The sequence below is a fragment of the Sorangium sp. So ce726 genome (genome assembly GCF_051521405.1).
Taxonomy (GTDB): domain Bacteria; phylum Myxococcota_A; class Polyangia; order Polyangiales; family Polyangiaceae; genus Sorangium.
This window is the reverse complement of the sequence record NZ_CP150349.1, coordinates 4,244,827-4,258,996: the sequence shown is the minus strand read 5'-3', so window position 1 is coordinate 4,258,996 and position 14,170 is coordinate 4,244,827. Positions and strand designations below refer to the sequence as shown.

10 protein-coding genes are annotated in these 14,170 nt (G+C 70.9%); 6 read left to right on the top strand and 4 right to left on the bottom strand.

The window, feature by feature from the left end:
- Window positions 1-748: 748 nt before the first annotated feature.
- Entirely contained in the window at window positions 749-1,651 is a 903-nt protein-coding gene (locus WME79_RS15970) for a hypothetical protein (RefSeq protein WP_437536170.1), read from the bottom strand.
- A 184-nt stretch (window positions 1,652-1,835) separates the two neighbouring features.
- Window positions 1,836-2,573, bottom strand: a complete 738-nt coding sequence (locus WME79_RS15965) for a 2TM domain-containing protein (protein WP_437536168.1) — start codon at window positions 2,571-2,573, stop codon at window positions 1,836-1,838.
- Window positions 2,574-2,648: 75 nt separating this feature from the next.
- Between WME79_RS15965 and WME79_RS15960 the strand changes: the two genes are divergently transcribed.
- The 6 genes from WME79_RS15960 (at window position 2,649) to WME79_RS15935 (ending at window position 10,000) form a co-directional block, all read left to right on the top strand.
- Window positions 2,649-3,845 carry a serine/threonine-protein kinase gene (locus WME79_RS15960; protein WP_437536166.1) on the top strand — a complete coding sequence of 399 codons (1,197 nt, stop codon included), beginning with the start codon at window positions 2,649-2,651 and terminating at the stop codon, window positions 3,843-3,845.
- A gap of 68 nt (window positions 3,846-3,913) precedes the next feature.
- The gene (locus WME79_RS15955) at window positions 3,914-4,672 is read left to right on the top strand and encodes a CDP-alcohol phosphatidyltransferase family protein (protein ID WP_437536164.1); all 759 of its coding nucleotides are present in this window, start codon (window positions 3,914-3,916) and stop codon (window positions 4,670-4,672) included.
- A 149-nt stretch (window positions 4,673-4,821) separates the two neighbouring features.
- A complete protein-coding gene (locus WME79_RS15950; protein ID WP_437536162.1) occupies window positions 4,822-5,226 on the top strand; it encodes a hypothetical protein in 405 nt (134 codons plus the stop codon).
- Between the two features lie 133 nt (window positions 5,227-5,359).
- On the top strand, window positions 5,360-6,757 hold the full coding sequence (locus WME79_RS15945; protein ID WP_437536159.1) for a hypothetical protein: 1,398 nt from the start codon (window positions 5,360-5,362) through the stop codon (window positions 6,755-6,757).
- Between the two features lie 77 nt (window positions 6,758-6,834).
- Window positions 6,835-8,523 carry a L,D-transpeptidase gene (locus WME79_RS15940; RefSeq protein ID WP_437536156.1) on the top strand — a complete coding sequence of 563 codons (1,689 nt, stop codon included), beginning with the start codon at window positions 6,835-6,837 and terminating at the stop codon, window positions 8,521-8,523.
- 175 nt (window positions 8,524-8,698) lie between these two features.
- Window positions 8,699-10,000, top strand: a complete 1,302-nt coding sequence (locus WME79_RS15935) for a UDP-glucose dehydrogenase family protein (protein WP_437536153.1) — start codon at window positions 8,699-8,701, stop codon at window positions 9,998-10,000.
- A 43-nt stretch (window positions 10,001-10,043) separates the two neighbouring features.
- Here WME79_RS15935 and WME79_RS15930 read toward each other — a convergent pair whose 3' ends face one another.
- Together WME79_RS15930 and WME79_RS15925 are read right to left on the bottom strand one after the other, a co-directional pair.
- Window positions 10,044-11,654, bottom strand: coding sequence for a sigma-54-dependent transcriptional regulator (locus tag WME79_RS15930; RefSeq protein ID WP_437536150.1), 1,611 nt, complete (start codon window positions 11,652-11,654; stop codon window positions 10,044-10,046).
- Window positions 11,651-14,014 (bottom strand): ATP-binding protein, encoded by a 2,364-nt coding sequence (locus WME79_RS15925; RefSeq protein ID WP_437536147.1) that lies wholly within the window; start codon window positions 14,012-14,014, stop codon window positions 11,651-11,653. Before WME79_RS15925 ends, WME79_RS15930 begins: the two co-directional genes overlap by 4 nt.
- Between the last annotated feature and the right edge of the window lie 156 nt (window positions 14,015-14,170).

Sequence of the window (14,170 nt, the reverse complement as noted above, 5' to 3'; positions counted from 1 at the left end):
GCTCGTCCAGGGCCACGCCAAGTTCGGCGATGACGGATCCAGCAGCGGCGAATCCTCGGTCGCGCGCGGGTGGGCCGCATCACCAGCGGGCCGTCGACGGGGGCGGCGGGCCGCGTCGCAGCAGGGACAGCGCGCCCGGCCGCACGTGCTCAACCGGCGGCGCCGGGCGTAGGCGCGTGAGATCTGCGGCGAGCTGGGCGAGCTCCTGCAGAAAAAATCGACCGACCCCTGTCGGGTTCTTCTCTGGCCCTTCGGATGAAGGAGTGAAGCGCGCAGCAGGCGGGGTGAGACGCCCCCGAGACCGCTCATGCTGCCGGAGCGAGACGCACGGAAGGCCTCTCTCCAACCCCGAGAGGAGAACCGCGATGTCTACCCCCACCACGGCCGAAGTGAAGCTCCCCGATATTCAGCCCCAGCGCACCGAGGCCGTGTACCTCGCAGCCGATGAGTCGCTGATGCAGTTCGTGGTCGACTACTACTACCGTCGTTATGACGAGTACTTCGAGCAGCAGGGCACGCTCCCGGAGCTCGGCGTGAGCTATCTGTACTCCATCCCGGAGTCGCCAAGGCTCAACCTGGCGCTGCTTCCGCCCCAGGTCCATGCCGGCAGGTACAACACGCTCTATGGACAAGGCCGTGGCCACCACACAGGGCCAGGTGGATCCCGTCGCGACCCAGGTGCTCGAGAGGATGTCAGCGGGCAAAGCCCCTTTGATTCATCGCCTTGTTGGGCCGCATCCGTCGGCCATCACGAGAGCACGTCGGTGGCGGTCTTCGCCCCAAGGACGTTATCGCTCCAGCGATCGAGGGTCGCGATGTCCGTGCATGCCTGGATGCGCGCGCGCTCGCTCTCGGTGAGCACGATCCCTGCACGCGCAAGAAGCCGAAGCAGCGTGTCCCTCTTGCCCTCACGTATGCCCTCGAGCTTGCCCTCCCGTAGGCCCTTGAGCTCGCTGCGATCCATGAGCTCCCGCACGAACGGAAACCTCACCTCGTCTTCGATCTGCCGTTCCATGACCAACGCCTCCAGAGCCCGCCGCATGGGCTCACGCAACCCGCTCCAGATGACCTGAAAGTAGACCATGGCGTGCTCCTGGTCGAGCCGGCCAAGCGCAAGGAGCGCGGCCTTGAGCACGGTCAGCCCGTTCGGCCCGTTGCCGTGCGCCACCGCCGAGAGCACGGCCAGCTCGGTGTCCTTCTCCGCGTCGGCTGGGTCGGTGATCTCGGGTACGACGGCCGGGCCGAGCACCAGCGGCTCGACATGGCCGAGGCCCAGACCGAGGTCGATGTTCTCCGCCGCCCAGGCAGCCACACCGGCATCCGGCGCGATCACGAGGACGACCGTGCCGCAGCGCTTCTTGGCGCGCACGACCGTGACGTACGTCGGCCACGAGAACTTCTTGTCCGGATCCACGTCGCGCTGGACCTCGAGGACAATCGCCAGCGCGAGTTTGCCATTCGCGTCTCGGAGCTCGAGCACCAGGTCAGCCCGGAACTCCACCGGGATAAGCTGGTCGAGCGACGACTCGACAACCGCGACCGACGCGTGCGGCGGCACCTCGACGTGGAAGAGCGTCGCGAGCAAGTGAGGCGCGAGCTCCGGGCGCTCACGGAACATCTCGACGAGGGCGTTGTGCTCGAGCGTCGGCATGACGCTCGCCCACGAGCACACCCCACGCCAACACGAAACGACGGGAGAACGCGAGGAGAGGGCCGGCGCAGGGGTGGCGGCGCCATGGCGGAGAACGGCGGCCTCCACGCCCCACTCCATGGCAGGCCGGCCCAACGAGGCACTGCGCCACAAAGGCTACCGCCACACGTGCTGTGCGGCGCCGTCAGCGCCCGCCGCGGCCTCGCCGGGCCGCGCGATCCGCCTCTTCCTCGCCGAGCTCCTCGAACTCCGCCTCTTCCGCGTCGAGCGGCGCGACCCGCCGCCTCCGCGGCGCGTCTTCGACCGGCGCCGGCGGCGGCGGCGGCGCGCTCCCGCGGATCTCCTGAGCGATCCGCGAGAGCACCGTCGCGACGCCCTCCTCGACGGCGTGCCCGAAATCCTCCGCGCTCTGCTCGAGGCGCTGCTTGCGCTCGAGGCTCTCGGCCCTGCGCTGCTCCATCAGCCGCCGGTGCTGCTCTTTCCGCGCCTGCGCGGCGCTGCGCTCGATCTCCCGGCGGATCTGCCGCGGGGACACGTCGCTGGAGAGCGCGCCGAGCGCATGGAAGGCGAGCCCCAGGCCGCACCCGAGCAGCGGCCAGAAGAACCACCACGGCCCGTCCGTGAGCGCGTTCACCGCGAAGAGGAACGCGTTCACGAGGAGGTACGAGAACAGGTGCGTCCGGAATCCCTTGCGCCGGCGCGCGAGGAGGGTCGCGCGCGCCTCCTCCTCGCCCCGGACATGCTCGATGTCGCGCGACGCGGCCTCGATCGCGCCCCGGGAGATGCCGATCTCCGCGGCCGCCGCGACCAGCTCGTCATGGCTCACGTCGGGCGTCTGCGCCTCCCGGAGGGCGCGCTCCAGGATGGCCCGCACCTCGGCCTCTGTGTACTGCCGCCCGCTCTGCTTGCCCGGTTTCGTCATCGCTCTCCTCGCGACCGCGCGGAGCATACGCTTGACCGCGTGCGGCCGCGCCGCTTCCATGAACGCAAGGACCCCATGAGCAGCGAAACCGCCTCACAACGCGTGGGGACCACGATCCGCAACAAGTGGACGCTGGAGCGGCTGCTCGGCGCCGGCGGCATGGCCGCCGTCTACGTCGGCGTCCACCGGATCGGCCGCCGGGACGCGCTCAAGATCCTGCACCCGCAGGCCGCAAAGTCGAAGGAGATCTGCGACCGGTTCGAGCGCGAGGCCCAGGCCGCGAACCGCTTCCGCCACCCGGGCGCCGTCGAGATCCGCGACATCGACGTCGCCGAGGACGGGGCGCCGTTCCTGGTGATGGAGCTCCTCGAGGGCGAGTCGCTCGCCGAGCGCGAGCGCCGCCTCGGCGGCCTCCCGCTGGCCGAGGTGCTCCGCTTCAGCGCGCAGGTGCTCGACACGCTCGCCGCGGCGCACGCGCAGGGGATCATCCACCGCGACATCAAGCCGCCCAACCTGTACGTCGTCGGCGACGGCGCAGGGGACACGCCCGCCCACGGCGGCGGCCCGCGCATCAAGGTCCTCGATTTCGGGCTCGCGCGGATCCGCCAGGACTCCAGCCTCCAGGGGGAGCTCACGCGGATGGGCCTGGTCCTCGGCACGACGCCGTACATGCCGCCGGAGCAGGCGAAGGGCCGCGACATCGACGCCCGCGCCGATCTGTTCGCGGTCGGCGCCACCATGTTCCGGCTGATCGCCGGCCGCCACGTCCACGAGGCGAGCACCGACTTCGACCTCCTGCTGAAGATGGGCAGGGAGCCGGCGCCGCCGCTCGCGCAGCGCGCGCCGCACGCGCCGCGCGACGTGTGCCTCGTCGTCGATCGCGCGCTCGCCTTCGACCGCGATCAGCGCTACCCGGACGCGCGCCAGATGCTGGAGGACGTGCGCGCCCTCCTGCGCAGCGAGCCGCCGCCGTGCGCGTCGCGGTTCGCGCACGCGCTCGCTCCGGACGCGATCACGCTGCGAGAGCAGCCGTCGCCCCGAGGCGCCGCGGACGAGAGCGGGCCCGCCACGATCCCGGTGCACCACGCGAGCGTCTCGACGTCCCTCGATGTCATCGCCGTCGACTGGAGCGACGAGCCGCCCGTGAGCGGCGGCTCCATCACCAAAGAGTGGGTGCGCCCCGAGGCCGCGAAGGAAGACTCGATCGCCGTCGACTGGAGCGACGAGCCGCTGGACGCGGGCGCGCCCGCCTCGCGCCCGGTGCGGCGCTGACCGGGCGGCGGGGCGAAGGTGCCGCCGCCCGAGCAAGACGAGAGCCGCTCGGCTAGGATGCGCCGGCCATGCTCGGCGAAGCGAAGCAGATCTACCTGGCCACGCGGAAGAAGCACGATCAGCTCTTCAACACGTACCTGATGCGGCCGCTCGCCGGCGGAGTGGTCGCGCTGCTCGCGCGGACCTCGATCACGCCGAACCAGGTGACGTTGCTCAACCTCGCCGTGTTCGTTGTCGCAGCGGCGCTGCTCGTCGCGCTGCCCACGGCGGCGGGGGGCGTCGTCGCCATCGCCGTGCTCGAGCTGAGCTACCTGCTCGACTGCGCCGACGGGATGCTGGCGCGCCACAAGCAGCTCGCGTCGAAGGAGGGCCACCTCTTCGACTTCTTCACGGACGAGCTCAAGGCGGTGCTCCTCTCGGGCGCCCTCTCGATGCGCCTCTTCAGCGCCGGCGGCCTCGGGCTCGACGGCGGCCGCTGGCCCGGGGGAGACCCGCGCTTCCTGGTCGCCGGCGTCGTCGGGGTCGCGGTGATCGCCTCGGCGATCTCGCTGACGAACTTCGTCCGCCGCCCGGAGATCAGCGGCAAGGAGACGTCGGTCTCCGCCTATTACGAGACCGCCACGGAGGAGCGGCCCCGGTCGCCCGCCGCCCGGGCGGCGGCGCTCGTGATGACGTTCCTGCGCTTCCTGAACCACTACCCGAGCCACATCTGGGCGTTCGCGCTCGCGGACCGGCTCGACGTGTTCTTCTGGATGTATGTGCTGATCAACCTCCTCTACCTGGCAAAGGGCTGGCTCGGGCTGCTGCTCAGGTTCGGACGGTCGTAGCCCCTCATCGCCCCACGCCGCAGGGCCATGTCATAGGGCGAATGCGTCGAGACAACCTACCCTGCGTTCATGTGTACGATGACCGAGCAGCGTGATCTGCCTCGACGGACTGATGGAGATCCTGGGCCCGTTTGCGGTATGAACGCGCGATGGAGATCCAAGATCTGTCCGACTTCCTGCGCGCCGATCCTCGCTTCACCACCCGTCGCAAATGGCTGATCCTGAGCGAGTTCGTGTACACGTCCACGGGTGAGAAGGTGGAAGAAGGCTTCCGCTACTTCACCTGCCCGATCGGAGCGCTCACCGCCGCCCTGGAGAGGCGGGACTTCGCCGCCATCGCGAAGCTCCCCTTCGCCCTGGACGAGGAGGGCGACCCGGACACCTCCGCGGTGCGCCTGGATCTCGCCTACACCGCGTCCGGTGCGCTTGCCGCCTTCCAGCCCGTGGAGTTTCGCGACCACGCGCCCACGCCCCTCTCGGCGCCCGTGATCCTGGAGCGTGCCGAGGCCCAGGCGCTCCGCGAGATGCTGCGAGAACTCGACCAGTCTGCCTAGTACTTCAGCCCCGGTTAGACGGCAGCACCTTTGGCGCGCACGCAGCCGGGTGCTGCTCCACCGCTCGCGCCGCGCGGCTCTGCTGGCAGCCGCTCCTTGCAAGCTCCCCGGAGGCTCGATTAAAGCGCCTTCGATGCGGAGATCCCTTCCCTGGCTGGCTTGCTTCACCCTCGGCCTCGGTCCTGTCGGCTGCGGCACAGAGCGCGATGACACGACCCCGGCCACACCTTCGGAGTACAAGCACCCTTTGCCGGAAGGCGAGAGCATCTGTGGGCGAGCCGACTTCGAGGAGATGTTTCCTTTCTCCCTTCGATCCTCGACGCTCCCCGTGCTCGTCCACCATTACAAGGCGGAAGAGCGCGACACAGCGCGCCAGGTCCTCGCGTTCGTCGAGGAGGGCTGGGACTATCATGTGCACCAGATCGGCATGCGCCCGCCCCTCGGCGATGGTGGAGAGTGCGGGCCGGACGACGCGCTCGATGTGTTCGTGTGGAGAGGCCACCGCAGCTGCCTCGTCGACGTCCTTGGAGGCGAGCCGTCGACCTCATGGGACGACCGGCACCCCTACATGATCGTCGATCCGTGGGGGCCTTACGGCGGCTCCGCTCTCGAGGAGACCGTGGTGCATGAGATGGCGCACGCCTCGCAGGCCGCCGACGACTGGAGCGAGAGCCCCGTCGTCTTCGAGATGTCGGCGACGTTCCTCGACCAGGTCCGCGCAGATCGCTATACGGGCGAGGGCCTGGCCGATTTCCAGAGGCACCCGGACTGGGCGATCGACCACAACGACCATTACGAGACATGGTCCATGTACGGCGCCTCCATGGTGCTTCTCTACCTCAAAGATCGGTTCTTCGACGGCGATCCGAGGTTCGTCTCACGCATGTGGCTCGGGTCGCGCGACGCCCCCGCCGCAGGCGACGGCGCGCAGCCCAACGAGCCTGACTTTGTCGATGCGCTCGATGCGATGCTCCGAGAGGCGGCGGGCATGAGCTATGTCGAGGCCGTCCCCGAGCTCGCGCGCTGGCGCTGGTACACCGGTGATCACATCGACGACCGCCATTTCCGGCACTTCGCGGGCGGCCTTCAGAACCTCGCGGCGGCCAAGCTCTCGCTGGCGGCCCAGGTCGAGGCCAGGCCGGGCAGGATCGACATCCGCGAGCGCGCGCCGATGCTGCTCGGCACCAGCTATATCGAGCTCTCGGCGGGCGCGGACACGCCACGCTCGCTCCGGGTGTCGCTCGAGGCGCCCGACGACGCGAGGCGCCGCTTCGTCGTCCAGGCCGTCCCCGGCCTGACGCCCGACTCGGACGGCGAGCTCCTGGACGTCTCATCCGGCGCCGCGGAGCTGAAGCTCGCAGCGGACGGGAAACGAACGCTCGTGGTGACCGCGCTGCCCACCGGGGCCTACGATCCCGACGCGAGAGGTGAAGAGCGGTATCCGTTCACCCTGATCGTGCGCGACGACGCGGCCGCCGATCCCGCCGTGGAGGCGCAGCGAGGGCGGCTCTCGACGCCTGATCCGATGTGAGGCGCCGAGAGCCCACCTCCATCCGATCGCCGAAAACTGGCCCTCCTCCCCCTCCTGTGCACTAGGGTCGGCGCGCCATGGACACGCCGCCTCGAACGCGCGCCGCAGCCACGCTCGCGGCGAGCCGCCATGCGCTCGCGCTCCTCACGCTCGCCGCGTCCCTCTCGGCCTGCGGCCGCTCCGGGAGCGCCGCCGACGCGCCCATCGAGCTCCCCGGCGCCGCCGGAAGCCAGAAGGCCCAGGGCGCCTCCGCCGCCCTCGCCTCCCCCGCGGCCCTCGCCTCCCCCGCCCCGGCCGAGGATGAGCCGCCGCCCGGCCTGCCCGCGAGCCCGCCCCTCGTCTCGCTCGGCGGCGTCGCCACCCCGCCGACGCCGATCCCCGAGGGCCGCCCGCGGCTCGCCAGCACCTCGATGCTCACCCGCGTCCATGCGCGGCCCAGCGCCGACGCGAAGCCCGTCGGCTTCCTGCGCGCCGGCGCGGTCGTGGAGATGGATCCCGAGCCCGCCGGCACGTCCGGCTGCCCCGGGGGCTTCCGCAAGATCAAGCCGTTCGGCTACGTGTGCGTCGGCCCCGATGCGACGCTCGACCTCAACGACGAGATCGTCCGCGCCACGGCCCGCCGCCCCGACGTCACCCACAAACTCCCGTACATGTACGGGACCGTCACGCGCGGCGGCCCCGCCTACGCGCGCATCCCGACCGAGGACGATCTCGCGCGCTTCGAGCCCAACCTCAAGAAGCACCTCGATCGCTGGGCCAAGGACGAGGAGAGCGGCGCGACCTACGGCCTCGACGTCTGGCTCAAATGGAGCGCCGAGCCCGCCCCGGCCGCGCTCGACGCGCTCGCGCAGCGCATCACCGATCGCGAGATCCCCTGGTTCTTGCGCGACGGCCGGCGCGCCCCCAACCTCTCCGGCCGCATCAAGGCCGACGACGCCGTGAAGATCGACGAGGTCTCGCGGCGCAACGGGATGGCCTTCCTCGAGTCGTTCCTCCACGAGGGCCGGCGCTACAACGTCACCACCGATCTGCGCGTCGTCCCGGCCGACAGGTTCCGCCCCATCCGCGGCTCCGAGTTCCACGGCGTCGAGATCGGCAAGGAGATCGACTTCCCGTTCGCGCTCGTGCGCCGCGCCGGCGGCAAGCGATGGCGCGTCGTGGGCAAGAAGCTCGTCGAGGGCGGAGAGCTCGAGTGGCGCTCCGCCGTGCCCCTCACCGGCAAGCAGCAGTTCTTCGGCGGCAAGCTGCACTACGAGACGAAGGACGGCGACTGGGTCGACGACCGCCACGCCGGCCGCATCGACCCTGCCAAGAAGATGCCTGCCTGGGGCAAGAACGGCGAGAAGTGGCTCGACGTCAACATCACGAAGCAGGTGCTCGTCGCCTATGAGGGCACGAAGCCCGTCTATGCGACGCTGATCTCGAGCGGTGAGGCGGGGCTCGAGGACCACGAGTCCAGCACAGCGACCAAGCGCGGGATCTTCCGTATCCACACGAAGTTCGTCACCAGCACCATGGACTCGGACGCCGTCGGCGAGGAGTTCGAGCTGCGCGACGTGCCCTACGTGCAGTACTTCGAGGAGGGGTATGCGCTGCACGGCGCGTACTGGCACGACAAGTTCGGCCGGCCCAAGAGCCACGGTTGCATCAACCTGTCTCCAGAGGACGCCCGCCGCCTGTTCTTCTGGACCGAGCCGGCTGTCCCGCCGGGATGGCACGGCGCAGCGCGCTCGCTGACCGGCACCGTCGTGTTCGTTCACCCCTGAGCCGCGCGGCGCCTGGGCAGTAGAGCGCGCGGCAGCCCCCTTTGCTCAGCGGGGCAAGGGCAGCACGAACGCTCGACGCGCTCGCACGCGAGAGGAGCGGGACAGATCGATCGGGGGTCACACTCCGTGCGACTGCCGGCTCGAACGGCGCCGGGGTCGTGGTAGCGTCCCGCCCATGCAGCTTGCCGTCGTGGGAACAGGGTATGTCGGCCTCGTCGCCGGCGCGGGGTTCGCGGATTTCGGGAATGACGTGGCGTGCGTCGACGTGTCCGCTGCCAAGATCGAGATGCTGAAGCGCGGAGAGGTGCCGATCTACGAGCCCGGCCTCGACGTGCTGATCGCGAAGAACACGCGCGACGGCAGGCTCCGGTTCTCCACCGACGTCGCCGGCGCCATCCGCGACGCAGAGATCGTCTTCATCGCCGTCGGGACGCCCCAGGCGGACGACGGCTCCGCCGACCTCTCCGCCGTCGAGGCCGTCGGCGAGACGATCGGCAAGAACCTGAATAATTTCAAGGTGATCGCCACGAAGAGCACGGTCCCCGTCGGGACGGCGGACCGGCTCCGGCAGATCATCGGCGCGAACGCCACCCAGCCGTTCGCTGTCGCGTCGAACCCGGAGTTCCTCAAGGAGGGTGACGCGGTCAACGACTTCATGAAGCCCGACCGCGTGATCATCGGCTCGGACGACCCGAAGGCCCGCGAGATCCTGCGCCACCTGTACAACCCGTTCGTGCGGGCGAGCGACCGCATCCAGCTCATGGACGCGCGCTCGGCCGAGCTCACCAAGTACGCCGCCAACGCGCTGCTCGCGTCGCGCATCTCGTTCATGAACGACCTGGCCGTGCTCGCGGAGAAGCTCGGCGCGGACATCGAGCTCGTGCGCAAGGGCGTCGGGGCGGACCCGCGCATCGGCACGAAGTTCCTGTTCGCCGGCCCGGGGTTCGGCGGGTCGTGCTTCCCCAAGGACCTCTCGGCCATCCTCTACACCGCGGGTTCCGTCGGGCACGATCTGGAGATCGTCCGGGCGACGGAGCGGATCAACGCGCGGCAGAAGCGGCTGCTCGCCAGCAAGGTGAGCGCCCACTTCGACGGCGCGCTGAAGGGGAAGACGATCGCGGTCTGGGGGCTCGCGTTCAAGCCGCAGACGGATGACATCCGCGAGGCGCCGGCGCTCACGCTCATCGACGCGCTGCTCGAGGCGGGCGCGACGGTCCAGGCGCACGACCCGCAGGCGATGCCGAACGTGCGCGCCATCTACGGGAGCCGCATCCTCCTGAGCGACGGCATGTACGGCGCGGCCGAGGGCGCGGACGCGCTGGTCGTCGTCACCGAGTGGCACGAGTACCGGCGCCCGGACTTCCACCGGCTGAAGCGCATCCTGAGCTCCCCGACGCTCTTCGATGGGCGCAACATCTGGGAGCCGGACGAGCTCCGCGGCATCGGGTTCATCTACACGGGCATCGGCAGGAAGTAGCGCGCGACCCCGAAGGCGCGGCGCGCCGGTGGCGCCGCGCCGCTCAGGCGTCGTCGTGGCCTGGCGGCAGCACCTGGCGGCGGGTGGTCGGCGCTTCCTCGCCGACGTACCGCGGCAAGTTCGCGGGTGTCTGGTTGCGGTTGCCCGATAGCTCCTCGCCGAGGTGCCGCGTCCCGTTCGCGGGCGTGTGCCGCCGGCTGCTCGGCGGCTCCTCGCAGAGGTGGCGCGCGGCGGTCGGCGTCGGCAGCGACATCCGCCGGCTGCTCGGCGGCTCCTCGCCGGTGTGCCGATCCCAGCGCCGCTCGAGCATCTTCCGATCGACGCCGATGAGGCGCGCCGCGGCCGCCTTGTTGCCGCCGCAGCTCTCGATCGCGTGGTGCAGCACCGCGCGCTCGATCACGCGGAGCTTCGATCCCAGCCGCTCGGGCAGCGCGAGCAGGGCGCGCGCCAGGCGGTCGATCTCCGCGGTGGCGTCCACGACCGGCCGCTCGCGCGCGAGCTCCTCGAGCGTGGGGACGTCGATGAGATCGTCGTCCGCGAGAAGCGCCAGCCGCTCGACGACGTTCCGGAGCTCACGCACGTTGCCGGGCCAGGACCGCCGGACCAGCCACGCGATCGCGTCGTCGGTGTAGCGGAGCTTGCGCGGGAGCTCCGCGCTGAACGCGAGCAGGAGCTCGATGAGATCGGCGTCGCGCTCGGCCAGCGACGGGACGTGCACCGTGACGACGTTGAGCCTGTAGAAGAGGTCCTCCCGGAAGCGCCCCTCGCTGATGCGCTTCTCCAGGTCGACGTGGGTCGCGGCGAGGACGCGGGCGCGCAGCGGGATCTCCGACTCGGCGCCGAGGGGGCGGAAGCGGCGATCCTCGACGACGCGGAGGAGCTTCGCCTGGAGCTCGCCGGGCATCTCGGCGATCTCGTCGAGCAGGATGGTGCCCGCGCCCGCGAGCTCGAGCTGGCCGCGCATGCGCTTCTCGGCGCCGGTGAAGGCGCCGCGCTCGTGCCCGAAGATGAGCGACTCGATGAGCGTCCCCGGCAGCGCCGAGCAGTTGACCGCGACGAACGGCTCGCCGCGGCGCGAGCTCATCTCGTGCAGCGCGCGGGCGACCATCTCCTTGCCGCTGCCGGTCTCGCCGCGGATGAGCACCGTCTTGTTCGACTCGGCGACCCGCTCGATGATCCGGCGGACGCGCTCCATCCCCGCGGACGAGCCGAGGAGCGCCTTCGTGCCGAACGTGCGGTCGACCCGCTCGCGGAGCCGCACCACCTCGCCCTTCAGGAGCAGCCGCTCGCGCTGCCCCTCGATGATCGGCAGGAGCATCTCCGGGCAGAGCTCGTCCTTCAGCACGTAGTCCTGCGCGCCGAGGCGCATGGCCTCCCGGATCTCGGAGAGCTCGCTGACCGACGTGACCATCAGCGCAGGCGTGCTCCGCCCGGAGGCCCGCACGCGCCGCAGGATCTCCAGGCCGCCGCGGTCGCGCGGATCGTCCGACAGGCGCACGTCGAGGAGCAGGAGGTCCGGCGCGCTCCGCTCCACGACCGCCATCGCGTCGTCCAGGCCGACCGCCTCGAGCACCTCGACCTCGTCGAGCGCGGCCAGGATCTGCCGCAGCGTGCGGCGGCCGCTCCGCTGATCATCGACGATCAGGATCTTCACGCGACCTCTTCCTCCGCGGTCATGGAGACATCGGCGGCGGGGATCGAGATCACGAACCGCGTCGTGCCGTCGCGCCGCTCCGGCTCGATCAACCACCCGTGGGCCCGGACGATGCGGTGCGTGATGGCGAGCCCGAGCCCGGTCCCACGGGGCTTCGTCGTGTACCAGGGCGCGAAGAGGCGCGACGCGTCTCCCGAGATGCCGGGCCCCGTGTCCCACACGACGAGCTCGGCGCCGCTCTCGGTGGTCTCCCAGATGACCCCGATCGTCCCTTTGTCGCCAGCCGCGTCGAGGCCGTTCGAGAGGAGGTTGACGAGCACCTGCGTGGCCTGATCGGGATCGCAGCGGAGCCTCGATCCCGCGCTCACGCGCGCCTCGATCCGCCGCTTGCCGAGCTGATCGCGCAGGAGCATCTCCGCCCGGCTGACGAGCTCCTCGACCGCGAGGCGGCGGCGCTCGAGCTTCCTGTGCGTCACCCGGCGCAGCCCCATCACGAGGCGCTCGAGGCGCTCGACCTCCTCGCAGCCGATGTCGACCTCCTCGGCGTCCAGGCTCTGGTTGCTCGATCCGCGCTTGAACACGGAGCGGAAGAAGTTGATCGGGTAGCGCACCTCGTGGGTGATCTCGGCCGCGAGCGTCTCGATGAGCGCCGCGCGCTCGTCGCGCCACGCGGCGGCCTGCTCCCGCCGCCGCCGCTCCAGCTCCGCGTAGCTGTGGGCGTGCGCCATGGCGAGCGCGGCCTGGTTGCCGATCGTGCGGAGCAGGTCGAGATCCTCGCTCGTGAACAGGGCGCCGCCGCGCTTCTTGCCCACCTCGAGGACGCCGAGCAGCTGGCCTCGGAACATGACGGTCAGCGACAGCTCGCTCGCGCTCGCGCTCGCGTCGGAGCGCTCGACCTCGATGACCCGCTCGCCGCTCGACTCGTCCGCCCTCGGCGCCGGCTCGCTGGGCGCGGCGCCGGCGTTGCCCGCGCTCGCGCCGTCGGCCGCGTCGACCGCGATGCGACGGAAGGTGACCCACTCGCAGGAGAGCCAGCGGGCCACCGTGCGCTCGACCGCGAAGGCGACCTCGTCGGGATCGGCGACGAGCGTCAGCTCCTCGCTGAGCTGCTCGACGGTGGGCTTGTACTCCGCGCGCGCCGGGAAGAGCTTCCGATCGCCGGCGCCGAGCGCAAACACGACGAGCGCCGCGCTGACGACGGCGGCCGGCGCCGCGACCTTGATCGCGCCGAGCAGCGGGAGGCCGGCGTACCCCGCGCACGCGGAGCAGAGGATCACCGTGAGCGCGACCATCATGCAGGCGATGATGACGCGCGTGAGCGGGCGCGACAGGAGCGCGCGGCTCCCCCAGAGGTCGTAGCGGATGAACGCGACGACGCTCGAGACGGGCGTGAGGGCGAGCGCGGGGATCGCGAACCACGCGAGCGTCGACGCCGGGGCGCCGAGCATGGCCAGCATGAAGCCGAGGGCGATCACCACGTGCGGCGGCGCCATCGCGAGGAGCAGCGCGCGCAGCGTGCGGCGGCGATCGCCCTCCGCCGCGACGAAGCGGAGGATCAGCGTGGTCGCGAAGAAGAAGAACGACGCCACGAACAGGATCGCGCAGACGCTCCGGAGCGCGACGGTGGTCCAGCCCATAGCGTGCGAGGCGAGCAGGGCGGCGGCGAGCAGGCCGCCCAGCCCGTGCGCGATCCGCGCGAAGACGGGGTAGCGCGCGATGAGCGGGACGTCGTCCGGCAGCCGCAGCGCCAGCGTGAAGAAGCTCATCGGGACGAGCGCGTAGGCGACGTGGAAGAACGGAACGAGGTGGCGCGAGCTGTGGTAGTCGAACAGCGCGAACTGGAAGAGCGCGGCGAACAGCGCGGCGCTCGCGAAGGCGCGGGCGAGCTTGCCGTGGGGGCTCGCGCTGAGGGCGATGAGCGCGGCGCCCACGTAGAGCGACGCGACGACCATCAGCCCGCCAGCGTAGAACCACCAGGCGAGCGCGTCGAAGGGGACGAGGGAGAGCTCGACGTCGCGCAGCCCCTCCGCCGTCTCGACGCGGGCGTGCACCGAGCGGTGCCCCTCGCGCGCCGCCCGCTCGACCGCGGCGTCCCAGGCGCTGGCGCGGTAGCGCCCCGCGGTGCTCTCGAGGCGCCAGCCGTCGACCTCGACGACGCGATCCGGGTACCGGAGGCCCTTCTGGAAGCCCTCCCAGGACGGCAGGCCCACGCTCGAGACCACGCCGTCCGGATCGACGAGCACGCCAGGGAACGGGCGCTCGTACCAGCTCAGAGCGCTCCTCATCCCCGAGCCGCCCAGCACGAGCGCCGCGAGGACGACCACCGCGAGGAGCCAACGCCGATTCTCGATAGCGGGCATCGGGAGAGCCGACGGCGCGCAAATTGCGCCGCCAGCCACTCACGATACGCTGGAACTCCGGGTGAACCAACGGGGCTCGCGCGCCGGAGGGGGCGCAACGCGCCCGTCACCGGCGATCCCGGCGCCCCAGCGGGGCTACTACGCAATGATTATTAC

What these genes read in the sequence shown, in the direction of transcription:
- WME79_RS15965 (WP_437536168.1), bottom strand. Translation starts at nt 2,573, where the DNA reads ATGACGAAACCGGGCAAGCAGAGCGGGCGGCAGTACACAGAGGCCGAG.
- WME79_RS15935 (WP_437536153.1), top strand. Translation starts at nt 8,699, where the DNA reads ATGCAGCTTGCCGTCGTGGGAACAGGGTATGTCGGCCTCGTCGCCGGC.
- WME79_RS15940 (WP_437536156.1), top strand. Translation starts at nt 6,835, where the DNA reads ATGGACACGCCGCCTCGAACGCGCGCCGCAGCCACGCTCGCGGCGAGC.
- WME79_RS15960 (WP_437536166.1), top strand. Translation starts at nt 2,649, where the DNA reads ATGAGCAGCGAAACCGCCTCACAACGCGTGGGGACCACGATCCGCAAC.
- WME79_RS15945 (WP_437536159.1), top strand. Translation starts at nt 5,360, where the DNA reads ATGCGGAGATCCCTTCCCTGGCTGGCTTGCTTCACCCTCGGCCTCGGT.
- WME79_RS15955 (WP_437536164.1), top strand. Translation starts at nt 3,914, where the DNA reads ATGCTCGGCGAAGCGAAGCAGATCTACCTGGCCACGCGGAAGAAGCAC.
- WME79_RS15950 (WP_437536162.1), top strand. Translation starts at nt 4,822, where the DNA reads ATGGAGATCCAAGATCTGTCCGACTTCCTGCGCGCCGATCCTCGCTTC.
- WME79_RS15970 (WP_437536170.1), bottom strand. Translation starts at nt 1,651, where the DNA reads ATGCCGACGCTCGAGCACAACGCCCTCGTCGAGATGTTCCGTGAGCGC.
- WME79_RS15925 (WP_437536147.1), bottom strand. Translation starts at nt 14,014, where the DNA reads ATGCCCGCTATCGAGAATCGGCGTTGGCTCCTCGCGGTGGTCGTCCTC.